Origin of the sequence: Pseudomonas taiwanensis, from assembly GCF_013393345.1 — a bacterium.
GTDB lineage: Bacteria > Pseudomonadota > Gammaproteobacteria > Pseudomonadales > Pseudomonadaceae > Metapseudomonas > Metapseudomonas resinovorans_C.
Genome location: NZ_QJRF01000077.1, coordinates 254,700 through 278,791, shown reverse-complemented (window position 1 = coordinate 278,791; position 24,092 = coordinate 254,700). Strand labels below are relative to the sequence as shown.

The 24,092-nt window shown below is 63.4% G+C and carries 24 protein-coding genes and 5 tRNA genes; 14 read left to right on the top strand and 15 right to left on the bottom strand.

Annotation, left to right across the window (positions count from 1 at the left end; translation table 11 throughout):
- Positions 1–13: 13 nt before the first annotated feature.
- Positions 14–805 (bottom strand): crotonase/enoyl-CoA hydratase family protein, encoded by a 792-nt coding sequence (locus DM872_RS29875; protein WP_179062759.1) that lies wholly within the window; start codon positions 803–805, stop codon positions 14–16.
- Between the two features lie 370 nt (positions 806–1,175).
- Here DM872_RS29875 and DM872_RS29870 point away from each other — a divergent pair, with 370 nt between their 5' ends.
- Positions 1,176–2,861, top strand: coding sequence for a DEAD/DEAH box helicase (locus tag DM872_RS29870; RefSeq protein WP_179062758.1), 1,686 nt, complete (start codon positions 1,176–1,178; stop codon positions 2,859–2,861).
- 331 nt (positions 2,862–3,192) lie between these two features.
- Here the strand turns inward: DM872_RS29870 and DM872_RS29865 are convergent, their stop codons facing one another.
- Complete coding sequence (locus tag DM872_RS29865) at positions 3,193–3,960, bottom strand: DODA-type extradiol aromatic ring-opening family dioxygenase (protein ID WP_179062757.1); 768 nt, start codon at positions 3,958–3,960, stop codon at positions 3,193–3,195.
- Between the two features lie 99 nt (positions 3,961–4,059).
- Here DM872_RS29865 and DM872_RS29860 point away from each other — a divergent pair, with 99 nt between their 5' ends.
- Positions 4,060–4,716 (top strand): thiopurine S-methyltransferase, encoded by a 657-nt coding sequence (locus DM872_RS29860; protein WP_179062756.1) that lies wholly within the window; start codon positions 4,060–4,062, stop codon positions 4,714–4,716.
- Between the two features lie 100 nt (positions 4,717–4,816).
- Here the strand turns inward: DM872_RS29860 and htpX are convergent, their stop codons facing one another.
- The 3 genes from htpX to DM872_RS29845 all read right to left on the bottom strand — a co-directional run bounded on the left by htpX (position 4,817) and on the right by DM872_RS29845 (position 7,448).
- Complete coding sequence (gene htpX / locus DM872_RS29855; protein WP_077523071.1) at positions 4,817–5,689, bottom strand: protease HtpX; 873 nt, start codon at positions 5,687–5,689, stop codon at positions 4,817–4,819.
- A gap of 88 nt (positions 5,690–5,777) precedes the next feature.
- The gene (locus DM872_RS29850) at positions 5,778–6,230 is read right to left on the bottom strand and encodes a hypothetical protein (RefSeq protein ID WP_179062755.1); all 453 of its coding nucleotides are present in this window, start codon (positions 6,228–6,230) and stop codon (positions 5,778–5,780) included.
- A 6-nt stretch (positions 6,231–6,236) separates the two neighbouring features.
- Positions 6,237–7,448, bottom strand: coding sequence for a pyridoxal phosphate-dependent aminotransferase (locus tag DM872_RS29845; RefSeq protein ID WP_179062754.1), 1,212 nt, complete (start codon positions 7,446–7,448; stop codon positions 6,237–6,239).
- Between the two features lie 172 nt (positions 7,449–7,620).
- Here DM872_RS29845 and msrB point away from each other — a divergent pair, with 172 nt between their 5' ends.
- The 3 genes from msrB to DM872_RS29830 all read left to right on the top strand — a co-directional run bounded on the left by msrB (position 7,621) and on the right by DM872_RS29830 (position 9,078).
- Positions 7,621–8,013 carry a peptide-methionine (R)-S-oxide reductase MsrB gene (gene msrB / locus DM872_RS29840; protein ID WP_179062753.1) on the top strand — a complete coding sequence of 131 codons (393 nt, stop codon included), beginning with the start codon at positions 7,621–7,623 and terminating at the stop codon, positions 8,011–8,013.
- A gap of 115 nt (positions 8,014–8,128) precedes the next feature.
- Complete coding sequence (locus DM872_RS29835; RefSeq protein WP_179062752.1) at positions 8,129–8,614, top strand: glutathione peroxidase; 486 nt, start codon at positions 8,129–8,131, stop codon at positions 8,612–8,614.
- Positions 8,611–9,078 (top strand): MarR family winged helix-turn-helix transcriptional regulator, encoded by a 468-nt coding sequence (locus tag DM872_RS29830; protein WP_179062751.1) that lies wholly within the window; start codon positions 8,611–8,613, stop codon positions 9,076–9,078. Before DM872_RS29835 ends, DM872_RS29830 begins: the two co-directional genes overlap by 4 nt.
- Here DM872_RS29830 and DM872_RS29825 read toward each other — a convergent pair.
- Positions 9,059–11,428, bottom strand: a complete 2,370-nt coding sequence (locus DM872_RS29825; protein WP_256873506.1) for a response regulator — start codon at positions 11,426–11,428, stop codon at positions 9,059–9,061. The genes DM872_RS29830 and DM872_RS29825 overlap by 20 nt on opposite strands.
- Before the next feature lie 56 nt (positions 11,429–11,484).
- Between DM872_RS29825 and DM872_RS29820 the strand changes: the two genes are divergently transcribed.
- Positions 11,485–12,375, top strand: a complete 891-nt coding sequence (locus tag DM872_RS29820; protein ID WP_179062749.1) for an ATP-binding protein — start codon at positions 11,485–11,487, stop codon at positions 12,373–12,375.
- Positions 12,372–12,854, top strand: a complete 483-nt coding sequence (locus DM872_RS29815; RefSeq protein ID WP_179062748.1) for a GAF domain-containing protein — start codon at positions 12,372–12,374, stop codon at positions 12,852–12,854. The genes DM872_RS29820 and DM872_RS29815 overlap by 4 nt, the downstream gene beginning before the upstream one ends.
- A gap of 261 nt (positions 12,855–13,115) precedes the next feature.
- On the opposite strand, the gene DM872_RS29810 is transcribed toward DM872_RS29815, so the two are convergent.
- Positions 13,116–13,778 carry a glutathione S-transferase family protein gene (locus DM872_RS29810; RefSeq protein ID WP_179062747.1) on the bottom strand — a complete coding sequence of 221 codons (663 nt, stop codon included), beginning with the start codon at positions 13,776–13,778 and terminating at the stop codon, positions 13,116–13,118.
- A gap of 23 nt (positions 13,779–13,801) precedes the next feature.
- The gene (locus DM872_RS29805; RefSeq protein WP_179062746.1) at positions 13,802–14,572 is read right to left on the bottom strand and encodes a hypothetical protein; all 771 of its coding nucleotides are present in this window, start codon (positions 14,570–14,572) and stop codon (positions 13,802–13,804) included.
- A 230-nt stretch (positions 14,573–14,802) separates the two neighbouring features.
- Here DM872_RS29805 and DM872_RS29800 point away from each other — a divergent pair.
- From DM872_RS29800 to DM872_RS29780, 5 genes are all read left to right on the top strand, one after another.
- Positions 14,803–14,878: transfer RNA gene (locus tag DM872_RS29800), tRNA-Glu, on the top strand.
- Between the two features lie 12 nt (positions 14,879–14,890).
- Positions 14,891–14,966 (top strand) — tRNA-Gly (locus DM872_RS29795).
- An 88-nt stretch (positions 14,967–15,054) separates the two neighbouring features.
- Positions 15,055–15,130: transfer RNA gene (locus tag DM872_RS29790), tRNA-Gly, on the top strand.
- A gap of 6 nt (positions 15,131–15,136) precedes the next feature.
- Positions 15,137–15,212: transfer RNA gene (locus DM872_RS29785), tRNA-Glu, on the top strand.
- Positions 15,213–15,224: 12 nt separating this feature from the next.
- Positions 15,225–15,300 (top strand) — tRNA-Gly (locus DM872_RS29780).
- 54 nt (positions 15,301–15,354) lie between these two features.
- Here the strand turns inward: DM872_RS29780 and DM872_RS29775 are convergent.
- Positions 15,355–16,494, bottom strand: a complete 1,140-nt coding sequence (locus DM872_RS29775) for an SRPBCC family protein (RefSeq protein WP_179062745.1) — start codon at positions 16,492–16,494, stop codon at positions 15,355–15,357.
- Positions 16,495–16,582: 88 nt separating this feature from the next.
- On the opposite strand from DM872_RS29775, the gene bsrA reads away from it, so the two are divergent.
- Together bsrA and DM872_RS29765 are read left to right on the top strand one after the other, a co-directional pair.
- Positions 16,583–17,500: a LysR family transcriptional regulator BsrA gene (bsrA, locus tag DM872_RS29770; protein WP_179062744.1), complete on the top strand. Its 918-nt coding sequence runs from the start codon at positions 16,583–16,585 to the stop codon at positions 17,498–17,500.
- A 297-nt stretch (positions 17,501–17,797) separates the two neighbouring features.
- Positions 17,798–17,986, top strand: coding sequence for a hypothetical protein (locus DM872_RS29765; RefSeq protein ID WP_179062743.1), 189 nt, complete (start codon positions 17,798–17,800; stop codon positions 17,984–17,986).
- A 96-nt stretch (positions 17,987–18,082) separates the two neighbouring features.
- Here the strand turns inward: DM872_RS29765 and DM872_RS29760 are convergent, their stop codons facing one another.
- The 6 genes from DM872_RS29760 to DM872_RS29735 form a co-directional block, all read right to left on the bottom strand.
- Positions 18,083–18,256: a hypothetical protein gene (locus tag DM872_RS29760; RefSeq protein ID WP_179062742.1), complete on the bottom strand. Its 174-nt coding sequence runs from the start codon at positions 18,254–18,256 to the stop codon at positions 18,083–18,085.
- Entirely contained in the window at positions 18,253–19,383 is a 1,131-nt protein-coding gene (locus tag DM872_RS29755; protein WP_179062741.1) for a PepSY-associated TM helix domain-containing protein, read from the bottom strand. Before DM872_RS29755 ends, DM872_RS29760 begins: the two co-directional genes overlap by 4 nt.
- Positions 19,384–19,449: 66 nt before the next feature.
- On the bottom strand, positions 19,450–21,864 hold the full coding sequence (locus tag DM872_RS29750; RefSeq protein WP_179062740.1) for a TonB-dependent siderophore receptor: 2,415 nt from the start codon (positions 21,862–21,864) through the stop codon (positions 19,450–19,452).
- A 146-nt stretch (positions 21,865–22,010) separates the two neighbouring features.
- Entirely contained in the window at positions 22,011–22,970 is a 960-nt protein-coding gene (locus DM872_RS29745; RefSeq protein WP_179062739.1) for a FecR domain-containing protein, read from the bottom strand.
- Positions 22,967–23,485 (bottom strand): RNA polymerase sigma factor, encoded by a 519-nt coding sequence (locus tag DM872_RS29740; RefSeq protein WP_179062738.1) that lies wholly within the window; start codon positions 23,483–23,485, stop codon positions 22,967–22,969. Before DM872_RS29740 ends, DM872_RS29745 begins: the two co-directional genes overlap by 4 nt.
- 156 nt (positions 23,486–23,641) lie before the next feature.
- Positions 23,642–24,052 (bottom strand): PA2817 family protein, encoded by a 411-nt coding sequence (locus DM872_RS29735; RefSeq protein ID WP_179062737.1) that lies wholly within the window; start codon positions 24,050–24,052, stop codon positions 23,642–23,644.
- Between the last annotated feature and the right edge of the window lie 40 nt (positions 24,053–24,092).

The following is a 24,092-nucleotide window of genomic DNA, read 5'->3' as shown; positions in this document are numbered from 1 at the left end:
TACAAAATGCGGGCTATTTCCCTTTGAATTTCCCTTCGCGCTTTTCCAGCATCGCGCGCAGGCCTTCCTTGGCATCTTCGGTGGTCAGCAGCTGCTGTGCGGTGGCTTGCAGTGCTGCGGCCGCTACCTTCTCGCCGTCATCCAGGGTCTGGTGCGCTGACGCCAGGGTGGCGCGGACGCCGAGTGGGGCCTGGGCCGCCACGCGCTCAGCCAGCCAGATGGCACGGGGCAACAAGTCTTCGCTGGCGAGCACTTCCTGGACCAGTCCCAGGCGATAGGCTTCGTGGGCGTCGAATTCGTCTCCGGTGAGCAGCCAGCGCATGGCATTGCCCCAACCGGCGATCTGGTGCAGCCGCAGTGTGGCGCCGGCGAAGGGGAAAATGCCGCGCTGGACTTCCATCTGGGCGAAGCGGGTGTTGCTGGCGCAGAGGTTGATATCGGCCGCCAGCATCAGTTCGATGCCGATGGTGTAGCAGTAGCCCTGCACGGCGACTATGAGGGGCTTGCTGAGGCGCGGACCGCCGAAGGTGCCCCAGGGGTCGACGGCGCCGGCGGGCACTTTCCAGCCCTGGCGGAAGGCGTCGCCTACATTGGCCAGGTCCAGCCCGGCGGTGAAATGCTCGCCATGAGCGAAGACCAGCGCGCAGCGCGCATCGTCGTCCCGCTCGTATTCGCCCAGCGCCAGTACCAGGTCATCCAGCATCGCCTGGTCGAAGGCATTGCGCTTGGGTGTGCGGTCAAGGCCGATCAGCATGATGTGGCCGCGCTTTTCACGACTGACGCGGCCGACGGAACTGGTGGACATGGAGGGCGTTCCTTTGTGGGAATAGCGAGAGGGCAGGTGGGATATAGACCCGCATGGAGGGCTTGTCCATTGGCCCAAACCGTCTGGCGGAGCGGTAATGGGGGTGTAGAAAAATCTGCACGCGAGCAAGATATTTCCTGTATGATGCGCGCCGGCCAATTGACGGCTCCGTTCAAGTACTGCGTTTTTTCCCGAGGCACTTTGCCTTCGGCTGCAAGTCCGCGCTGCGGGCTACCCTTGACGTTTCATCCATTCCCAATAAAGCGATCACGCAAATTCTCTACCAGGCTGCCAGGGCGACCCACAAGGTCCTTCACGGCATGTGCAGCTATGGAACAAGGGTCTTTGCGGATGCACATGAGGCAGACCCATGACCCAGGAAATCGGCACTTTCGCCGCGCTCGGCATTCATCCCAATGTACTGGCCGCAATTGCTGCGGTCGGCTATGAAGAGCCGTCCCCCATCCAGGCCCAGTCGATTCCGGTAATCCTTGCCGGTCACGACATGATTGGCCAGGCCCAGACCGGTACCGGCAAGACTGCAGCCTTCGCGCTGCCGATCCTGTCGCGCATCGATCCGGCCAAACGAGAGCCGCAGGCGCTGATCCTGGCACCGACCCGCGAGCTCGCACTGCAAGTTGCCACCGCTTTCGAAACTTACGCCAAGCAGATGCCGGGCCTGAACGTGGTCGCCGTATACGGCGGCGCGCCCATGGGGCCTCAGCTCAAGGCCCTGCGCCAGGGCGCCCAGGTGATCGTGGCGACCCCCGGCCGTCTGTGCGACCACCTGCGTCGCGACGACAAGATGCTCGCCACCGTGCAGCAACTGGTGCTGGACGAAGCGGACGAAATGCTCAAGCTCGGCTTCATGGATGACCTCGAAGTGATCTTCGAAGCCCTCCCGGAAAGCCGTCAGAGCGTGCTGTTCTCCGCCACCCTGCCGCCGTCGATCCGTTCGATCGCCGAGCGTCACCTGAAGAACCCGCAACACGTCAAGATCGCCGCCAAGACCCAGACCGTAGCCCGCATCGAGCAGGCTCACCTGATGGTTCACGCCGACCAGAAGACCCAGGCTGTGCTGCGTCTGCTGGAAGTCGAGGAATTCGACGCGCTGATCGCTTTCGTGCGCACCAAGCAGGCCACCCTGGACCTGGCCAGTGCCCTGGAAGCCAAGGGCTACAAGGCCGCTGCGCTGAACGGTGACATCGCCCAGAACCAGCGTGAGCGTGTGATCGAGTCGCTGAAGGATGGCCGTCTGGACATCGTGGTCGCCACCGACGTTGCCGCTCGCGGTATCGACGTGCCGCGCATCACCCACGTGTTCAACGTGGACATGCCTTACGATCCGGAATCCTACGTGCACCGTATCGGCCGTACCGGTCGTGCCGGTCGTGATGGTCGTGCGCTGCTGCTGGTGACCCCGCGCGAACGCCGCATGCTGCAGGTGATCGAGCGTGTGACCGGCCAGAAGGTCGCGGAAGTCCGCCTGCCCAACGCGCAACAGGTTCTGGATGCGCGCATCAAGAAGCTCACCGCCAGCCTCACTCCGCTGGTGGCTGATGCTGAAGCCAGCCACGGCGAGCTGCTCGACCGTCTGGTCGCCGACATCGGCTGCAGCCCGCGTGCCCTGGCCTCGGCGCTGCTGCGCAAGGCCACCAATGGCCAGGCGCTGAACCTCGCCGACGTTGAGCGCGAGCAACCGCTGGTGCCGAGCTCCCAGCCGCGCGAGCGTCGTGAACGCGACGGTGGCGAACGTGGTGAGCGTGGTGAGCGCGGCGAATACCGCGAGCGCCGTGCGCCGATGCCGCTGGCCGAAGGTCGCGTGCGTTGCCGTACTGCCCTGGGTACTCGCGACGGCATCGCCGCGAAGAACCTGCTGGGTGCCATCCTCAACGAGGGTGGCATTGCCCGTGACGCCATTGGTCGCATTCAGATCCGCGAAACCTTCAGCCTGATCGAGCTGCCCGAAGAAGGCCTCGACCGCCTGCTGGGCAAACTGAAGGACACCCGCGTCGCCGGCAAGCAGCTGAAGCTGCGTCGCTACCGCGAAGACTGATACGCGCCGCTGTAAACAGAAAAGCCCCGCACTAGCGGGGCTTTTTTGTGTCTGGTGGGCGAGTGAATGTTGACCTTGTGGGGGCGAATTCATTGGCTGTGTCTGCATTAAGTGTTGCAAGTAGCTGCATTGCCCGTAGGAGCTGGCTTGCCAGCGAATAGCCCCGTTTCGCTAGCAAGCTAGCTCCTACAAGGCTCCTGGATCGATGGCCGATTTCTGGCAACAGCTAACGCAGACATAGCTAATTCATTCTCTAAGGGTTGCGAAGCAGCCCCCCTGCGGACTGCAAAGCGAATGAATTCGCCCCCACAGAAGAACGAAGCATCGCCTCTTAGTCGAAGCGGTAGATATCCATCCCCAGCGCCCCCAGGGTGAAGCCGCTGTGCACCAGGCCGAAGCGCTTGCCGGCACCTCGGGCGAAGTAGAGCGGCAGCAAGTGCTCGTCCCGTGGGTGATTGCGCGCGGCATGGGGCGCCTCTGTGCGGTAGGCGTGCAGTGCGGCCTCGTCGTCTTCTTCCAGGCGCTCCACCATCCAGTCGCGGAACGCCTTGGCCCAGGGGGTGACGACTTCCGGGCCGGCACGCCAGTCCAGTTCGCTCAGGTTGTGGGTGATGCTGCCGGAGCCAATCAGCAGGACTCCGCGTTGGCGCAGACCCGTCAGTGCGTGCCCAACGCGGGTCTGGAAGGCGGGGCCGAGGCGACTCGGCAGGGACAGCTGGACCACCGGGATATCGGCGTCCGGGTACATCAGTGAAAGCGGTACCCAGGTGCCGTGGTCGAAGGGGCGCTGTGTGTCGATGCTGGCGGGAAGTCCGGCTTCGGTCAGCAAGCCGGCGATCTCTTCCGCCAGCTCGGGCGCTCCGGGTGCGGGATATTGCACGGCGTAGAGCGGCGGTGGAAAGCCGTAAAAGTCGTGCCAGGTTTCCGGATGCGCAGCGCCGCTCAGCAGCAACTGGTCGCTCTCCCAGTGGGCGGAGACCACCAGGATCGCCCTGGGGCGTGGCAGCGCAGTGGCCAGGGCCCTGAGTGCCGGACCGCTTTCGCCGGGCTCCAGGGCGAGCATGGGCGAGCCATGGGAGATGTAAAGGCTGGGTAGCATTTCAGAATTCCTCCGGTAGGATTCCGGCATCATCCGGGCTGGATATATCGATATCCAGCATAAATATTTGAGCTATTTGATCGAATTGATGGAGAAATCATGGACGAGCAGTTCTGGCAAGCACGTTGGGCGGAGAATCAGATTGGCTTCCACCTGCGCGAGGTCAATCCCTATCTCGAACGCTACTGGCCGAAGCTTGGGCTGGCGCGGGGTTGTCAGGTGCTGGTGCCACTCTGCGGCAAGACACTGGATCTGGTGTGGCTGGCCGGGCAGGGCTACAGGGTCCTGGGCGTTGAGCTGGCCGAGCGTGCGGTGGAGGATTTCTTCGCCGAGCAGGGCCTGAAGCCCGAGGTGTCGCAACAGGGCGTCCTGCGTCGCTACAGCGCGGGTGCCATCGAGATTCTTCAGGGCGACTTCTTCGCCGTCACCGCAGCGGATGTCGCCGAGTGTCACGCGCTCTACGATCGCGCGGCCTTGATTGCGCTGCCGCCTGCCATGCGTGATGACTATGTGGCGCATCTGCAACGCATCCTGCCCGCGCGTTGTGATGGGTTGATGGTGACGTTGGAGTACGAGCAGGCGCGCCTGGATGGCCCGCCGTTCTCGGTGCCCGAATCCGAAGTGCGCAGTCAGCTGGAGGCAGGTTGGGAAGTCGTGCTGCTGGAGCGCAACGACGTGCTGGAGAAGAACTGGAAGTTCGCCTCTCGCGGGCTGGATAGCCTGCACGAGCCGGTGTTTCGGCTGAGTCGCCGATAGCCGCGAAATGTTGGGATTCGCCGAGCTCAGCCACAACCTACGGTTCGGAGCAGGCAAAAAAAGGGCGGCCAATTGGCCGCCCAAGTCAGTGTGATTCGTTTCAGCCGCGGCGGCGCAGGGCCTCGATGCGGTCTTCCAGCGGCGGGTGGCTCATCAGCAGGCCGGCGAGGCCGTGTTTCAGGCCGCCGTTGATGCCGAAGGCCGTCAGGCTGTCGGGCATCTGCACCGGTACGCCTTGCTCGGCGCGCAGGCGCTGCAGGGCGCCGATCATGGCGTTGGTGCCGGCCAGGTGGGCGCCTGCTTCGTCAGCCTTGAACTCGCGACGGCGCGAGAACCACATGACGATGATGCTGGCGAGGATGCCCAGGACCAGTTCGGCGAAGATGGTGGCGATGAAGTAGCCGATGCCCGGACCTTCTTCGTTCTTCAGGATCACCTTGTCGACGAAGTTGCCGAAGATGCGCGCGAAGAACATCACGAAGGTGTTCACCACGCCCTGGATCAGGGCCAGCGTGACCATGTCGCCGTTGGCGACGTGGCCGATCTCGTGGGCCAGCACGGCTTTCACTTCGTCAGGGGAGAAGCGCTCCAGCAGGCCCTGGCTCACGGCCACCAGTGCGTCGTTCTTGTTCCAGCCTGTGGCGAAAGCGTTCGCTTCGTACGCGGGGAAGATGCCGACTTCCGGCATCTTGATGCCGGCTTCGCGGGACAGTTGCTCAACGGTTTGCAGCAGCCATTGTTCATGGCGGGTACGCGGCTGGGTGATGATTTCGGTGCCGGTGCTCATCTTCGCCATCCACTTGGAGATGAACAGCGAAACCAGCGAACCGGCGAAGCCGAACACGGCGCAGAAGACCAGCAGGCTGCCGTAGTTCTGGCCGGTGAAGCGGTCTACGCCCAGCAGTTTCAGCGTGATGCTGGCAATCACCAGGACTGCAAGGTTTGTGGCCAGGAACAACAGAATGCGCATCATGATTGGAACAATCTCCTCACGGCGGAAAGCGGTTTGGTATGCGGGGGTATATAAGGGGCGGCCCAGGCGTATTCAACCGGGGACTATTTCAAACTATGTCGCGTGACACGCTTGCGCTGCTTTCGAAGATTAGTCGAGTCAGGCGAACCAGTCGTTCACTGTCGGCGCTGCGAAGTGCCTCGCGCAATTGCTGCGCAAGGCTGGCGCGGACCCGCAAGATGCTGGCGGGCAGGATTTCCGGGGTGTCCAGGCCGTCGGGCAGTGCGCGGGAAAGCCGAAGGAAGCCTTTCTCCGTGAGCACCGCCTGGTCCAGTGCTTCGAAATGGATGGTGCTGTAGAAGCGCAGATAACCCTCGTCCGCGAGCCAGAGGAGGGCGCCCAGGCAGCTCTCGTGGCGTTTGCTGGGCAGGCCGAATTCATCTGGCTCGGACGGACCGATCAGGTCTTCCACATACAGCGCGACACGCCTCGGAAAGGCCTGATACAGCTGTAGCAGGCCCGTGGCGCAATCCTTGTAGAAGTCGTCGATCTGCAGGTCCATGGGACGTTACTGGCGGTACGACTTGAGGAAGCCGCCGATACGGCCGATCGCCTGTTCGAGGTCGTCGACGCGGGGCAGGGTGACCACGCGGAAGTGATCAGGCCACGGCCAGTTGAAGGCGGTGCCCTGGACGATCAGCAGCTTCTCGGAGAGCAGCAGGTCGAGGACGAACTTCTCGTCGTTGTGGATCGGGCAGACCTTGGGGTCGATCTTCGGGAAGGCGTAGAGCGCGCCCATGGGCTTCACGCAGCTGACGCCCGGGATGTCGTTGAGCAGCTCCCAGGCGCGGTTGCGCTGTTCCAGCAGGCGGCCGTTGGGCAGGACCAGGTCGTTGATGCTCTGGTAGCCGCCGAGTGCGGTCTGGATCGCGTGCTGGCTGGGCACGTTGGCGCACAGGCGCATGTTGGCCAGGATGTCGATGCCTTCGATGTAGCTCTGGGCCTTCTGCTTGGGGCCGGAAATGGCCACCCAGCCAGAGCGGAAGCCCGCCACGCGGTAGGACTTGGACAGGCCGTTGAAGGTCAGGCAGAGCACGTCCGGCGCCAGGGAGGCGGTGGAGATGTGCACGGCTTCGTCGTAGAGGATCTTGTCGTAGATCTCGTCGGAGAAGACCACCAGGTTGTGCTGGCGCGCCAGCTCCACCATGCCTTCGAGGACTTCCTTCGAGTACACGGCGCCGGTGGGGTTGTTCGGGTTGATGATCACCATGGCCTTGGTGTTCGGGGTGATCTTGGCCTTGATGTCGTCCAGGTCCGGCCACCAGTTGGCCTGCTCGTCGCACAGGTAGTGCACCGGCTTGCCACCGGCCAGGCTCACCGAAGCGGTCCAGAGCGGGTAGTCCGGCGCCGGGATCAGGACCTCGTCACCGTTGTTCAGCAGGGCCTGCATGCACATCACGATCAGCTCGGATACGCCATTGCCGAGGTAGATGTCCTCGATGCCGATGCCTTCGACCTGCTTCTGCTGGTAGTACTGCATCACGGCCTTGCGCGCACTGAACAGGCCCTTGGAGTCGCTGTAGCCCTGGGCGGTGGGCAGGTTGCGGATCACGTCCTGGAGGATTTCCTCCGGGGCTTCGAAACCGAACGGCGCCGGGTTGCCGATGTTCAGCTTGAGGATGCGATGGCCTTCCTCTTCCAGGCGTTTGGCGTGCTTGAGCACCGGTCCGCGAATGTCGTAGCAGACGTTGGCGAGCTTGTTCGATTTGCTGACCTGCATGATGCGTAACTGTCCCGAGGTGAAAAGAGTCGCGAGGCGACGGGGATCGATGCGCCTTGGCAGCCTGTAACGCCGCTGCCAGACTGGCGTCTGATGAATCGCGCATGATACGTGCGGCCCGTTGGCCCGAAAAGGTCGGGACCGGGCTTTTTTAACACTGCCGAGGACTGTCATGGACAAGCTTGAGAAACCCCTGGAAAGCTGGCGCGAGGAGCTTTCCGACACCCAGTTCCACGTCTGCCGCCTGGGTGGCACCGAGCGTGCGTTCACCGGCGAGTACTACGCCACCAAGACTCCGGGCATCTATCACTGCTCCTGTTGCGGCGAAGCGCTGTTCGATTCCGACGCCAAGTACGACTCCGGCAGTGGCTGGCCGAGCTACTTCCAGCCGGTGAGCAAGGACGTCATCACCGAACTCGAGGACTCCAGCCATGGCATGCAGCGCATCGAAGTGCGATGCGCCCGGTGCGATTCCCACCTGGGACACGTCTTCCCCGACGGTCCGCGACCTACGGGCATGCGTTATTGCATCAATTCGGTGTCGCTGAAGCTCGAGCCACGCTGAAAGGTCCCACGGGAAAGGCTCGCCGCGAGGCGGGCCTTTTCATAGCGAAATTAAATTGCACGCAATTTAATTGGGGGCTATTTTCTTCTGGATTTCCTCCAAACAGGTTCCGACCATGAGCGACAAGATTCTCGATATCCCCGTTACCACCATCAAAGGCGAGCAGAAGACCCTCTCGGACTTCGGCGGCAAGGCGCTGCTGGTGGTCAACACCGCGAGCAAGTGTGGCTTCACACCGCAATACAAAGGCCTGGAAAGCCTCTGGCAGCAGTACAAGGACAGGGGCCTGGTGGTGCTGGGCTTCCCCTGCAACCAATTCGGCAAGCAGGAGCCGGGTGACGAAGGCGCCATCAGTGAGTTCTGTGAACTGAACTTCGGCGTCAGCTTCCCGCTGTTCAAGAAGATCGACGTGAACGGCGCCCATGCCCACCCGCTCTACGTGCAGCTGAAGAAGCGTGCGCCCGGCCTGCTGGGTAGCCAGGGCATCAAGTGGAACTTCACCAAGTTCCTGATCAGCCGGGATGGCCAGCTCATCAAGCGTTTCGCGCCGACCACCAAGCCGGAAGAGATCAGCACCGAGATCGAAGCCCTGCTGAAATGAACGCTCCATCCATCGAGCCCGAGCTGCTGCTGGACAACCAGTTGTGCTTCAAGCTCTACGCAGCTTCTCGTGCGGTGATCCGCGGATACCGGCCGCTGCTGGAGTCCCTTGGCCTGACCTATCCGCAGTACCTGGCGATGCTGGTGCTCTGGGAGTGGCACGCGCGTCCGCCCGAGCAGCCCACGGTCAAGGCGCTGGGCGAGCGTCTGCTGCTGGATTCCGGCACCCTCACGCCGTTGCTCAAGCGCCTGGAACAGCTTGGCTTCGTGCGTCGCCGGCGCGCAGCCCATGACGAGCGTGAAGTGCACCTGGCGTTGACGGAGGAGGGCATTGCCTTGCGGGAAAGGGTGATGCCCCTGCGTGACGAGCTGATCTGCTCCAGTGGCCTGGATCTCAACGAGATGGCCGAGTTGCGCGCGCGCCTCGGCGAGTTGCTGGGTCAGCTCATGGGGTTGCCTGGGTAGCCGGCAGCCAGGTGTCGAGTAGCGCCACCAGCTCTTCGCGGCGGAAGGGCTTGGCCAGGTAGTCGTCCATGCCGGCGGCGCGACAACGCTCGCGTTCGTCCGGCAGGGCGTTGGCGGTCAGGGCGATGATCGGCAGGTCCTGCCAGCGTCCGCTTTGGCGAATGCGTCGGGTGGCTTCGTAGCCATCCATCACCGGCATGTTGCAGTCCATCAGCACCAGGTCGACGGCCGTCTGCTCCAGGTGACTCAGGGCCTCGGCACCGTGGCCCGCCAGCAATACCTCGCAACCCAGCTTGGCCAGCATGCCCTTGGCCACCAGTTGGTTCACGGCATTGTCTTCCACCAGCAGAACGCGCGCATGGCGCAGCTGTGGCTCGGCTGCTTGCGTGACCAGGGCCGGGGCATCCTCCGGAAGTTTCAGCAGGACCCGTTGCAGCGCCTGATGCAGGGCCGCCCGCGACAAGGGGCGCGCCAGTTGGTGCAGCGGCGTCAGCGTTGCTGCGCGCGGGGGTGGCAGGAAGCTGCCGTAGCCGGTCACCAGCAGGATGGGAATCTGCGCGGTACGGCGCACATGTTCGAGGCAATCTGGATCGTCGCTGATCAGCAGGTCTGCCTGAACGTCGGCAAGATCGGCATCCCGGTCCCGTCGCTCGAACTTCAGGCCCCAGATCGGCAGCCAGATTCCAAGCAGTTCCGCCAGCCCGCTCTTCGCGCCGCACAGCGCCACGACCTTGCCCTGCATGGGGGCACGGGATTCGGCCGGGCTGTGTTCCACCAGCGGCAGTTCGGCGCTGAACAGACTGCCTACGCCTTCCTGCGATTTCACCTCCAGCTGCCCCTGCATGGCTTCGCAGAGGTGGCGGGTCAGCGCCAGGCCCAGGCCGGTTCCGCCGAACTGGCGGGTAATACCGGCATTGCCCTGTGAGAAGGGCTGGAACAGTTTGGGCAGGGCTTCGGCGGAGATACCGATGCCGGTGTCGCGCACGGTGATCAGCACGCCGCCGGGGCTGGGCGCCGCACGCAGGTCGACGCGACCGAAGCGGGTGAACTTGAGGGCATTGGACAGGAGATTGCTGATCACCTGGCGGACCCGCGTGGGGTCACCGACCACCAGTGACGGCAGCTTCGGATCGATCAGGCAGGTGAGCTCCACACCGGGGGCCGTGTTCTGCGACAGCAGGTTGGCGGTGTCTTCCAGCAAGGTGCCCAGATCGAAGGGGATCTGCTCCAACTCCAGTTGGCCGGCTTCGAACTTGGAAAGGTCGAGGATGTCGTTGAGCAGTTCCACCAGCACACTGCCGGAGTCATGGGCAATTTGCAGCTGGCGACGCTGCTCATTGTTCAGCGGGCCGTCGAGGGCCAGGTCGAGCATGCCCAGCAAGCCGTTGAGTGGGGTGCGGATCTCGTGGCTCATGTTGGCGAGGAAGGCGGCGCGGGCCTTGGCCATTTCCAGTGCGGTGCCGCGCGCCACTTCCAGTTCCTGGTTGTAGCGGCTGAGGCGGCTGTTGGCGGCCTTCAACTCGGCTGTGCGTGCCGAAACGATGTCCTCCAGTTCGGCCAGGTACTGGTTCAGACGCTGGTCCGCATCGCGACGCTGCTGCATCTCGGTCGCCAGGCTGGCCAACTGGCGGTTGATGACCCCGACTAGCACGCCGATCTCGTCGTGCTCGTGGCTGGGCGGACAGGGCAGCTTGGCGTCTGGCGAGGCGCGCGTATCGCGCTCGCTGAGCCCACGGATCAGCTCCACCAGGGGTTTGGTCAGCATGCTGTAGAAGAGCACCAGCAGGATCAGCGACAGCAGCAGGCTACGCACGAAGCCGCTCAACAGGGTGATCATGGCGCGGCGCAGGAAGTGGTTGCCGAAGGCGAAGGTGTCCACTTCCAGGCGGAGCACACCCAGGGTCTCGTTGGGTGCGTGGACGATATAAAGCGGGTCTTCGAACTCGCGCCGCTCCCCGAACAGGTAGTCGCTGAAGATGCGGAAATCGCTTTCGGCCCGTGGCCGGCCCACGCTGGCGAGCATCGCGCCGTTGTTGTCGACGATCTCGGCGCGGATCACCGCCGGCGAACGCAACAGGCCGAGCACCAGCTCCTGGGCCAGTTCGGCGTCGATGTTGTAGGCGATGCGCGCGGCAGGGCTGTGGGCGATCTCGAGCAGGGCCTTGATTTCCCGGTCGATGGACTCGTTTTCGTTGAAGTAGTCGCTGGCGACCTGGACGATGCTGAGAACGGTGCCGAGGATGAACGCCACCAGCACCGTGAGGCTGGCCTGCTTGAACGACAGCCGTTGTGTCAGCGGAATATCCATGGGACGTGGGATTTGGCCTTGTTCCGAGGGCTTGCCAAGCATAGCCTATCCGGTCTGCCGGCAGCGCCTGAAGGCTGCGGCTGAACTAGGAGTTGAACGTGGATTCCCGTCTGTTTGAGATTCTCGAGCGTGCCGATGCGGTGCTGGCCCGCCTCGAACCCCTGTTGCCGGTGCCTCGCCCGGTGATCGACTGGCAGAAGAGCCTGGCTGCACGCTGGCACCGCGAGGGTCGCAGTGGCTACCTGCAGCCGCTGGATGTGAGTCTGGACCTGTCCCTTGCCGACCTGATCGGCGTTGACAAGCAGCGCGAGCAGCTGGCCGGCAATACCCGCCAGTTCGTCGATGGCCTGCCGGCCAACCACGCCCTGCTGTGGGGGGCTCGCGGCACCGGCAAATCCTCTCTCGTTCGCGCGCTGCTGGCCGAGCACGCCGGTGCCGGCCTGCGCCTGATCGAGATCGAGCGTGATCACCTGGCGGACCTGCCGCGCGTGGTTGAGCAACTGGCCGGCCAGTCGCAGCGCTTCGTGCTGTTCTGCGACGACCTCTCCTTCGAGGCGGGCGAGGGCGACTATCGCGTGCTGAAGAGCGTGCTGGATGGTTCCCTGGAGCGCGCTCCGGACAACGTCCTGCTCTACGCCACCTCCAACCGCCGCCACCTGGTGCCGGAGAAGCAGAGCGACAACGAGCACTGGCAAATGGTCGATGGCGAGCTGCATCCCAATGAGGCGGTGGAAGACAAGATTGCGCTGTCCGATCGTTTCGGCCTCTGGCTGTCCTTCTATCCCTTCACCCAGGATCACTTCCTCGCCGTCGTCCGCCACTGGATCAGCGTGCTGGCCGAACCTGCGGGCCTGAAGTGGGAGTGGAGCGAGGAGCTGGAAAAACTGGCGATTCGCTGGGCCCTGGGTCGTGGCAATCGCAACGGCCGCTGTGCCTATCAATTCGCCCGCCACTGGGTTGGGCTGGCTTTGCTGGAGTCATCCAAATGATCGATCTGCAACAGACCGGTAGCGGCCTTGCCGGCTATGCGCTGCTGGCCGCGCAGCTGGAATCCCTGCTGGCTGACGAGCGTGATTTCATCGCCAACAGCTCGCAGTTTTCCGCATTCCTCTTCAATGAGCTGCCGGACCTGAACTGGGCGGGCTTCTATCTCAATCGCAATGAAGAGCTGGTGCTCGGCCCGTTTCAGGGCAAGGTCGCCTGTGTGCGCATTCCCTTCAGCAAGGGCGTGTGCGGGGCGGCGGCACGCACCCGGGAAACCCAGCGTGTCGAGGATGTACATGCCTTCCCCGGACACATCGCTTGCGACAGTGCATCCAACAGCGAGCTGGTGGTACCGCTGGTCAAGGAGGGTCGCCTGATCGGTGTGCTCGATCTGGACAGTCCGAATCTGGCGCGCTTCAAGGAAGAAGACCAGGCCGGTATCGAACAACTGGCAGCGATCTTCCTGCGCCTGACCGATTGCTGATCACGCGGCAAAGAAAAAGCCCGGACAAGTCCGTAATGCTGTTCACATAAGAACGCCGCTAATCCTCACCGGGTGAGCGGCGTTCTTGGTTTCTGCAGCGGGGAAACGCTGTAGGAGCCAGCTTGCAGGCGAATGGGCGATATCCCGGAAAGCTTCGCGAGCAAGCTCGCTCCTACAACAACAGCGACACCTCGTTGGCGGGGCTAACTGAACAGCATTACGGACTTGTCCGGGCTTTTTTCGTCTCGTCGGGCTGGGATATCAGACGCGGCCTGCCAGTTTGGCGAGGATTTTCAGTTCGCCCGGCAATACCGCTTGTACCGAGTCTCGCGCGACAAGGCGTTCGTAGTGTGCGGCCAGGCGTGGCCAGCGATCGGCATCGAGGCGTTCGCCACCGTGTTCCATGTTGACCAGTTGGGTAACGAAGGCGAGGTCGGCCATGGTCAACTGCTCGCCAACCAGGTACTCGGCGTTCCCCAGGGTTCGTTCCAGGTAGTCGAAGTGGGGAGGCAGCTTGTCGACGAGGGCGGCTTGCACCGTGGCTTCGTCGCAGGCTCGGCCCATCGACGGCTTCAGGGTGCGGTTGCGGAACACGCCGAAGGTGGCCAGCGGCGCCAGTTCATAGTCGGAATACTTTTCCAGCCAGCGCACCCGGGCGCGCTCGCCGGCATCACGGCCATAAAGAGGCGAAAGCTCGGGATGTTTCTCTTCCAGGTACTGGCAGATCACACTGGAGTCGGCGAGGGTCATGTCGCCGTCGCGCAGGGCGGGAATCCGGCCCAGCGGGCTCAGCTCGCGAAACCAGCTCGGCTGACTGAATGGCGAGACTACCTCCAACTGGTAGTCCAGGCCTTTCTCCAGCAGGTACAGGCGAACCTTGCGCACGAAGGGGGAGAGCGGGGCGCCGAACAGGGTCAGGCTCATCGGGTGGTCCTCGTCTGAGCGGATCAGTCGTAGATGTTCTTCTTCTTCCAGATGTCTTCGTCATCCAATGACTTCAGACCCTCGGTGAGCTCGCTTGGTTCGTCGGCGCCGGGTTGGGCATTCTCCAGTACCAGGGCGTTGGCGCGGGCGAGCTGGGCCTTCATCTGTTGCAGGCGATCCTGGTAGCGCGCCGGGTCCGGCTGCTTCTGCAGGTACTGGACGCCACGTTCGAAGGCGAGGCGGGCCTGGCGTGGCTGATTCTCCTGGAGGGCCTGGAGACCGAGGTTGGTGAAGAATTCCACGTGCAACTGCACGAGCATGTCGCGGATATCCCGGACGCGACTCTTGGATTCGTTGGCGGGCAGTTGGCCATCCTGGGCGGCACGGGTGATCTGGCCGTGGAGGCTTTCCAGCTGGAAGCGGATTTCCTTGGCCTTGGCTTCGGTGAGGATCTTCTGCGGCGGATTGTTCACAGGGATGGATTCGCCCTGGCCGACCAGGACGCGGAGCTGCTCTATGCGCGCCTTCAGGGCGTTATCCCCCTTGTCCACTTGCATCAGACGTTCGCTGAGTTGCAATTGCAGTCGGGTCAGCAGGAGCTTGAGGTCAGGAGAAACCATCTGGCCGGGGAGGGTTTCGGAAAGGTCGGCGCAACGGCGGATACGGTCACTGAGGTCGGCTTTGAGGCGGGCCTTCTCCAGCTTGCTGTTCTCCACCATGTGGTTCACGTAGCCAATGACAATAAGGATGACGATACCGACAACGATCAACAGGGTGATCACGAGTGGCGACATCTGCAGGGCTCCGATGTTCTTGTTAGGGTGCGGCTGAGTGTAGAGACTTGCCTTCGGCGCTCATAGAGGTGGATCAAATTTTGAGCAGAAGTCTTTGATTTTAAAAAGTTTTTGATAAGGGGTTGACGGGTGTTCATGGCCTCCCTAGAATGCGCGCCACTTCGACGCGATGCCCACGCAGCGCCGAGAAGCCGGAAGTAGCGTTTAAGCTGTTGTAAGTTCCGGGCCGCGTCCCCTTCGTCTAGTGGCCTAGGACACCGCCCTTTCACGGCGGTAACAGGGGTTCGAGTCCCCTAGGGGACGCCACTTTTGTGTTATGCGGGAATAGCTCAGTTGGTAGAGCACGACCTTGCCAAGGTCGGGGTCGCGAGTTCGAGTCTCGTTTCCCGCTCCAGATTCAAAAGCAGGGCCACGGCCTTGCTTGCCAAGACCCGATAAGGGTTGAGGGATGCACCGGAAGGTGCAGGCTGTAAAAGTTGCATGCGGGAATAGCTCAGTTGGTAGAGCACGACCTTGCCAAGGTCGGGGTCGCGAGTTCGAGTCTCGTTTCCCGCTCCAATTTCAGTCCCCTTCGTCTAGTGGCCTAGGACACCGCCCTTTCACGGCGGTAACAGGGGTTCGAGTCCCCTAGGGGACGCCACTTTTGTTTTACGCGGGAATAGCTCAGTTGGTAGAGCACGACCTTGCCAAGGTCGGGGTCGCGAGTTCGAGTCTCGTTTCCCGCTCCAAATAAACGAAAACGCCGCTCATTCGAGCGGCGTTTTCGTTTCTGCGTTTCCGGTTCAGGCCAGATCGTGCTGGCGAGTTCCGGGCTTCTCGATGGCACGTTCGGCCATCTCCTTCAGTTGCTTCATGGATTCGACCGATTCCCGGTCGATCTTGTTGCGCATCACCAGCCAGTTCGCGATCTGCATGGCCAGCCCGGAGAAACCGTACTCCAGGGTGCGGATGAACCGTGTTCCGTTGCCGGTGCTTTCGCACTCATAGGTCAGTACCAGTTCCAGTCCATGGGTGCCTCGGGCGGTCGCACGCCAGAGGTGTCCGGGGCTGTACTCGGTCACGTCCCAGCTCAGGTGTCCCGCGCGCCCGCCTGCGTGGATGTCTTCCTCGAAATGGCTGCCCGCCGGTAGTGGCCCTGCGGGGCCGTCCACGCGAAGTGAGGAGGGGTGCCATTCGGGCCAGCGGGTGGCAGTGCTGGCATAGGCCAACACCCGCTCCGGGCTGCGGTCGATTTCCACTGCGTGCTGCATTCGGGTCATGGCGTTCTCCTGTTCCAGTGGTTCCCAGTGCAGGCTGCCCTTGAGCCAGTCCATCAACGGGAAGACCAGGTTGAAGTTGTGGGTCTGCATCAGGTCGCGGCGGTGGTGAAGCTCGTGCAACCGGCGCATGTGGCTGATCCATGGCAGGCGCGAGATGGGGTGATTGGCGGGCAGGTGCTCGCAGGCATGGAAGACCTCGTAGCTCAGGTAGCCGGCCAGCAGCGTGGTGGAGAAGAGGGCGGCGACGTTGCTGTTCACCAAGGACAGCAGCCACCAGGCGGCGAACAGCCCGACGCTGTAGAAGACGATCAGCCAGGCAGGAAAGAGGATCACCCGCCAATCCCGCGCGGATTCCCAGGTCATCTTTCCGGCGACGAAAAAGCTGTGGTGATCGCCGGTATGGCGCTTGTAGAACATCGAGCCGGCGCGGGTCTTGTGGTGGCCAAGGTTCTTGTGGATGGAGTACTCGCCCCAGTTGAAGAAGACCAGGGCCGCGGGCACTACCAGCCACTCCCAGGTTTTCACGTCGCTCAGGCTGCTGATGAAGAAAGTCAGGCAGGTCGCGCCGTAGAGCAACACGAAACCGCCATGCAACCAGACGTTGTAGAGGGGGTGGATGCCCGCCCGATAGCGGTCGCGAAAGGCCTGGGTATCGTGGCTCATGGCTGCTCCAGCAGTCTTGTTGACATATCAGGAAGCATAGTGATGAATGCTTTATTCCGATAATGGATAGTCGAAATGAGCATTATTCATGAGCCTGAATTTGCGCCGCATCGACCTGAACCTGCTGCTGGTGTTCGATGCGCTGATGCAGGAGCAGAACCTGTCGCGGGCCGCCACGCGCCTGCATATGAGCCAGCCGGCGGTGAGCAACGCCCTGGCGCGGCTGCGTAGCCAACTGGGCGAGCCATTGTTCAAGCGCACGGCGCGCGGCATGTCGCCCACCGCCCATGCACAGGTGCTCTATGCGCCAGTGCGCCAGGCGCTGAACCTCCTGCAGCTCGGGCTGGGAGCCCAGGAGGTCTTCGATCCGGCGGCCGAGCATTGCTTTCGGCTGTCGATGAACGATTACGCCCAGGCCATGCTGCTGCCGCCGCTGCTCGAGCAGTTGAAGTGCGAAGCGCCGAGGGTGGTGTTGGAGGTGCAAGACGACGAGGCGCAAAGCCTGGTGACGCGCCTGGCCACCGGCGACCTGGACCTGGCCATCGACTACCTCTATTTCGACAACCCCGACCTCTGCTACCAGCCCCTGATGGAAGAGGAGCTGGTGGTGATCGGTCGCGCCGGGCACCCGGCTTTCGCGAGTGGGCTCACCCGCGAGGGCTACCTGGGCAGCCAGCACGTACTGATATTGCCGCGCGCCGGTCGTGGTTCACCGCTGGAGATCGTGCTCGGCTCGGCGAAAGTGAAGCGTCGGGTCGGCCTGCAGGTTCCCCACTACCTGTCGATCCCGCCGATCGTGGCCCGCTCTGACTTGCTCGGCACCGTGCCGCGTCGGCTGGCGGTGCACTTCGCCGCCATCTATGCGCTGGAGGTGGCGCCGCTTCCGGTAGAGACGCCGCCCGTGCAGGTGAGCCTGATCTGGCACCGTCAGCAGGAACTGGCGCCGGGACTGGGTTGGTTGCGAGAACAGTTGGCGCAACTCGGCGCGACGCTGGCCATTGGCTGAATTTCATCTGCGCGCTGCCATCGTTTCGTTCGCAATCAGTGGCTTAAGCAGGTGGATCGACAGGCGGTTCGGGGCGCTCTAGGCTCCCGGCAACAGCGCGTTTCGATGTGTCTTCGGGTGCGGCAAACAAGTTAGCTAGCGAACTAATTGCCATTTGGGTGGGTCCTATCTTCCGAATTGATCATTGGCCCTCGCCATCGGCGCATCAGCGCATCAGCGCGTACCGAGTCACCGGCTTTGATCGGACCCCCGATGATCCTTTCCGTTTTGCCTTGTTTGTTGTCCGGAGTTTGATTTATGAAATCTGTTATCGCCCTTGCTTCCGCCCTGACCATCGTTCTTTCGGCCACCACCGCCATGGCCGCAGGCGGCGGCGATCGCACCACCCAACGCTGGCAGGCCCGCCTGGCGAAAGTCCAGTTGGAGCAGAAGCAGCAAGAGGCTGTCGCCGCCAAGCAACGTGCCGAGCAGGCTCGTCAGGGCTGATCCGAAGCGGCGGCCGGCGTTCTTCCTGGTCCCGCATTCTCGCCCCCATTAAAAAGGCCCGCCTGGCAATGCCAGGCGGGCCTTTTTTGCATCTGTTTATTCGCGCGTGCGGCGCAGAAGCGGCCATGAACCGAGCAGGGCAGGTACGCCCAGGCCCAGCCAGGCCAGGCTGTCCCACCAGCCGTCACCCAGAAGTGCACTGAACAGGCCCACCGCGCAGAGCAGGCCGATGACCAAGGGCAGGCTGAAGGTGGATTGGCGCCACTTCATGCTGTGGCCTCCCCGGACGAGCGTTGCCCGCTGCTGCGCCGCTGGCGAACCCACCAGAGATAGAGGCCGCTGCCCAGCACGATGATGGTGAGGACATCCAGGACCGCCCAGAGCAGTTGCATGGGGCGGCCGCCGTAGTCGCCGAAATGCAGCGGCTGGGACATCGCCAGTGCATCCATGTACCAGGGACGTTGCGCGACGGCGGTGACCTCCAGGGTTCGCGCGTCGATCAGCACTGGTGTCCACAGGTGAGCGGTCAGGTGGGTGCTGCCGACCATGAACACCGTGTAGTGATGCTCGCTGGAGAAGCGTGTGCCGGGAAAGGCGATGAAGTCCGCTTGCATGCCCGGAAGCGCTGCGCCGGCGATATTGAGGACGTTGTCCGCCGGAGCACGCTCGGTCAGCGGTGGGGCGTTGCGGTAGGGCTCTACCAGGGCGGTCAGTGCGTCCTGGCGCCAGGCGCCGATCAGCAGGTCGGCACAGGCGCTGATGACGCCGGTGACGCCCACCACCAGGGCCCAGGTCAGGGTGACGATGCCGATCAGGTTGTGCAGGTCCAGCCAGCGCGTGCGGGTCGAGCGCTGGTGGCGCACCTCGGCGAACTTGAGGCGGCGCATGAACGGCGAATAGAGCACCACGCCGGAAACGATGGCGACGACGAAGAGTACGCCCATGAATGCCAGCAGCAGCTTGCCCGGCAGCCCGGCGAACATGTCCACGTGCAGGCGCAGGATGAACATCAGCACGCCGCCGTTGGCCGCGGGCATCGCCAGTGCTTCGCCGGTGCGGGCATCGAGCATGAAGGTGTGCGACGAGTTGGGTTCGGTGCCAGCGGTGGCGGCAGTGATGGTGACCACGCCGTTGGGCTCGTCCTTGTCATAGCCCAGGTACTGCACCACCTCACCGGGGCGATGGCGTTGGGCGGCGTCCACCAGTTGCTGCAGCCCGAGGTGCGGCGTGTCCGGCGCCATCTCGCGAAGTTCGGGCGCCTCGCCGAGAAGATGCTCCAGTTCGTGGTGGAAGATCAGCGGCAAGCCGGTGAGGGCCAGCATGAGCAGGAAGAGGGTGCAGATCAGGCTGGTCCAGGTGTGGACGAAGGACCAGCGGCGGATGGTGGAAGATTTCATCGGTATTCCAAGGCGAAGGCCGCCCTTGGGGCGGCCTCGGTGGTACTTCGGTTGCGCGCTAGTGCCTTACCACTGGTAGCTGGCACTGGCGACGACGCTGCGTTCGTCGCCGTAGTAGCAGTAGAAGCCGTCGCAGGTCGAGATGTAGTCCTTGTCGAGCAGGTTGGTTGCGTTCAGCGCAACCGATGCACCGGTGAGGCTGCTGTCCAGGCGACCGAGGTCGTAGTGCACGGCCGCATCGAACACGGTGTAGGAGTCCGCATGACCCAGCTCGGTGTTGGCCTGGTCGCCATAGGTGTTGCCGGTGTAGCGCGCGCCGGCGCCGATGCCGAAGCCGTCGAGCACACCGTCATGCCAGGTGTAGTCGGCCCACAGCGAAGCCTGGCGGTTGGGCATCAGCTGCAAGCGATTGCCCTTGAACTCACCGTCCTGCACTTCGGATTCCGCCTGGGTGTAGGCGGCGATCACTTTCAGGTTTTCAGTCACGTCCGCCACGGCTTCCAGCTCCAGGCCCTTGACCTTCACTTCGCCGGTCTGGCTGGTGACGGGGATGCCGGCGATGCGGTTGGTGACCGATACGTTCTGCTGCGTCAGGTCGTAGACCGCTGCGGTGAGCATGATGTCCGTGCCAGGCGGCTGGTACTTGACGCCCAGTTCCCACTGCTTGCCCTGGGTCGGCTTGAACGACTCGGTCGGCGAGGCCGTGGCGTTGCTGGTCGGCTGGAATGACTCGGCGTACGACAGGTACGGCACGAATCCGGACTCGAACACATAGCTGAGGGCGGCGTTGCCGCTGAATTCCTTGTCGCGTTCGGTGTTGGTGGCGTCGCCCTTGTTGAAGAACTCGGTGCCGGTGTGCACCCAGTCTTCGCGGCCGCCAAGGGTCAGGCGCCACTGGTCGAGGGCCATCTGATCCTGGACGTAGAGGCCGGTCTGACGGGTCTTCTGGTTGTAGTCGTAGAAGGCGTCGGAGCGCGGCGGGCGAGTGATCGGCAGGCCGTAAATCGGATCGGTCACGTTGACGCCCGGTACCTGGCCGAAGATCGACAGGAAGTTGGTGTTGCTGCGCTGGTGGTCGAGACCGAGCAGCAGGGTGTGGGTGATGTCGCCGGTGGCGAAATCAGCCTGGAAGTTGTTGTCCACGGCGAACTGGCTGATGTCCTCGTCCACGTTGGTGGAGCTGCGGCCAGTGTTGCCCTCGTCGTCGACGACAAAGCCGAAATCGGCGAAGGCCGGGATATAGCTGTTGACGGTGATGGTCTGGAACGACAGATCGGACTTGGTGTAGCGCAGGTTCTGACGGAACTGCCAGACGTCGTTGAAGCGATGCTCGAAGGCGTAGCCCAGCGCGTAGTAGGTGCGGTCGTAGTACTCGTAGTTCGGGTCGCCCAGGTTCTTGTGGTGGGAGATCTTGCCGAACGGCATGTCGATCTTGGTGCCCTGGATGGGGCGGAACTGGCTGGTGACGCCGGTATCGTCGCGGGTGAACTGCGACAGCAGGGTCAGGGTGGTATCGGAGTCGATGTTCCAGGTCAGGCTGGGTGCGATGTTGTAGCGCTTGTCGTCGATATGGTCGATCTGCGTGCCGCCGTCGCGTACCACGCCGCTGACGCCGTAGAGGAACTGGCCCTGCTCATCGATCTTGCCGGTGCTGGCGAAGTTGATCTGGCGGTGATTGTCGCTGCCGTACTCGACCTCGATCTCATGGCTCGATTCGGTGCTCGGACGGCGGCTGACCATGTCCAGCAGGCCGCCAGGCGGGGTCTGGCCGTACACCGACGAAGCAGGGCCGCGCAGCAGGGCCAGGCGGTCCAGGTTCCAGGTTTCCGGTTTCGGGTTGGCGTACACGCCCTTGGGCAGCGGCAGGCCATCGAGGAACTGGGTCGGCTCGAAGCCACGCACGCGCATCCAGTCGAAGCGGGTGTCGCTGCCGTAACTGCTGGAGACGATCCCCGGCATGTACTTCACGGCGTCGTCGAGGCTATGCACGCCGCGGTCCTGCATCTGCTCGCGGGTGGCGACGGAAATCGAGCGAGGGACTTCGACCAGCGCGGTATCGGTTTTGGTCCCGGCGGCGGTGCGCTTGGCCAGGTAGCCGGTGGTGGGACCCCACGCGGTTTCGTAGCTGCGGCTACCGTCGATGTTCACATCCGGCAGGCTCATCGCTTCGTCGGCCACGGGCGCCAGGCTGTAGCTGTCGGCACCGTTCTGCACCAGGCGCAGGTTGCTGCCCTGTAGCGCCTTGGACAGCGCCTGCAGCGGGCTCAACTCGCCCTGCACGGAGGGAGCGGTCTTGCCGGCGGTGAGGGCGGGGTCAACGCTGAGGACGATGCCGGCATCCGCTGCGATGCGGTTCAGGGTGCTGGCCAGCGGTGCGGAGGGCAGCTGGTAGCTGTCGGCCTGGGCCTGGGTGGCCAGGCTGCCAACGGTGACGGCCAGCGCCATCAGGGTGCGGCGGAAGGGTGCGGAAGCGCGTTGCATTGCGAACATCTCCTAAGTGAGAAATCGTCTCAATGCCTTCTTGCCGAGCCAGAATCGAAAAGTGACAGGGGGACGCTCAATTTTTTTTCCCGTCCCTGGGTGTCGTTGTTTTCGAGGTGGGCAGCGCCGCACTGCCCACCGTGTCTTCAGTCCTTGGCCGGCACCACGCGTGTCCACCAGTGACCCAAGCGCTCGATGCGCACGGGCAGGCTGGGGGGTAGGGCGGCCAGGGCCTTGTCACTGTCGTTGAGCGGGAAGACGCCGCTGATGCGCAGGTCGTCCAGGCCAGGGTCCAGGCCCAGGTAACCTTCGTGGTACTCGCTCAGGGTGTCGATCAGCTGGGACAGCGGCATGTCCTCGGCCACCAGCAGTCCCCGGCTCCAGGCTTCGGCACCCACGGGGGCGGCGCGCGTGGGCCCAAGGTGCTCCTTGTCGATCCAGACCTGCTCGCCAGCACGGACTACCCGCTCGGTCGAACCGTTGTGCGGCCTGGCTGCTACGGCGGATTCCAGCACGATCAGCTGGGTCGCCTCGCCGTCGCGGCGCACGAGGAAGCGGGTGCCGAGAGGCTGCAGACGGCCCTGGTCGGTTTCGATGATGAAGGGGCGCGGGTCGTCGTGGCCGGTCTTCACCAGGATTTCACCGCTGCGCAGATAGATTCGGCGCTGCGGACCGTCGAAATCGATGTCCAGCGCAGTGCGGCTGTTGAGTTGCACGAGGCTGTTGTCCGCCAGGCGCAGTTCACGGTGTTCGCCGTTGGCCGTTCTTTCATCGGCCAGGTAATCGCCGAGCGGACGCTGCTGGGCCAGCAGGCCAAGGCCAAGCCCAACCGCCAGAACCAGGGCCAAGGCATTGCCAGCCAGGCGATGCAGGCTGCGCCGGGGTACGCCGCCACCGCGGAGCAGGGCGCGTCGAGCGTGGGGAGGGGCTGCCGCTGCCAGTTGCTGGTCGATGCCGGAAAGCTGCTGCCATACCTGGGCATGTTCGGGGTGGGCGCCGAGCCAGCGGCGGAACTCGTGCCGCTCCTGATCGGTGGCCTCACCGGAGTCCAGACGCAGTTGCCAGGCGATGGCCTCGTCCAGGGCGCGTGCGGACACCCGGCTCATACCGGCTCCCCGTACAGGGCGATGTAGCACTGGCGCATGCCCTGGGCCAGGTATTGGCGAACCCGCGAGGGGGAAACGCCCAGGCGCTCAGCGATCTCGGCGTGGCCGAGGCCGTCGAGGCGGTTATAGAGGAAGGCGGCGCGTGCCTTGCTGGACAGCTGGCCGAGCAGGCGATCGATTTCGCGCAGGCTTTCCAGGATCAGCGCCTGGTCTTCGGGGCTCGGGTGCACGTCTTCGGAGGCCTGGGCCAGCTCTTCCAGGTAGGCGCGCTCCAGGTCATTGCGGCGGAACTGGTCGACCAGCAGCCCACGGGCGATGGTGGCCAGTAGGGCGCGAGGTTCGCGGGGAGGTTGCAGGTCGGATCGCGCGAGGAGGCGGACGAAGGTGTCCTGGCTAACGTCCTCAGCGCGATGGGGGCATTGCACCGTCTTGCGCAGCCAGTGGAACAGCCAGTCGCGATGGTCTCGGTAAAGCAGCCCTACCAGTTGCGGATTCGCGGAATTACCGGCCGACACGCTGACCTCATTGAGAAGTACTTGAAAGAGTGTTTACGAATGATTCGCAATGATGGCAGAGGCTGGCACCTTGCCGCAATTGTGTCGGTAAATCGGGCGATGGGTGGCGAATGTTGGGGGCAAGTAGGGGCGGTCAGAGTGCCGCCCCGGTAGGGCTCAGTGCTTGTTGCCGTTGTCCGGCAGGGCCAGCAGTTGCTTTTCCTGGTTCCAGTCGAACGGTTCGCCATTCTGTTCGGCATCGTAGCGGCGCTCGTCGAGTCGCTGGAACAGCTCGATTTCTTCGTCGGGCATGAAGTGCAGGCAGTCGCCGCCGAAGAACCAGAGCAGGTCGCGGGGGACCAGGTGGGCGATCTGCGGGTAGCGATGGAAGACCTGGCTGATCAGGTCCTGGCCGAGGTACAGGCTGCCTTCAGGGTCGCGCGGGAGTTCGCTCATCAGGTCGTCGAAGCGCTCGACGAAGAGCGCGTGGTTCTCTTCGGGAACCTGCTCCGCCTCGCCCAGGGCGACCAGGATGCTGCGCAGGTGAGCGAGCAGGGCGAGATGATGGTCGAGATAGGGATTGGACATGGCGGACTTCCTGAAGCTGGATCGGGCGCGGGAGTATAAG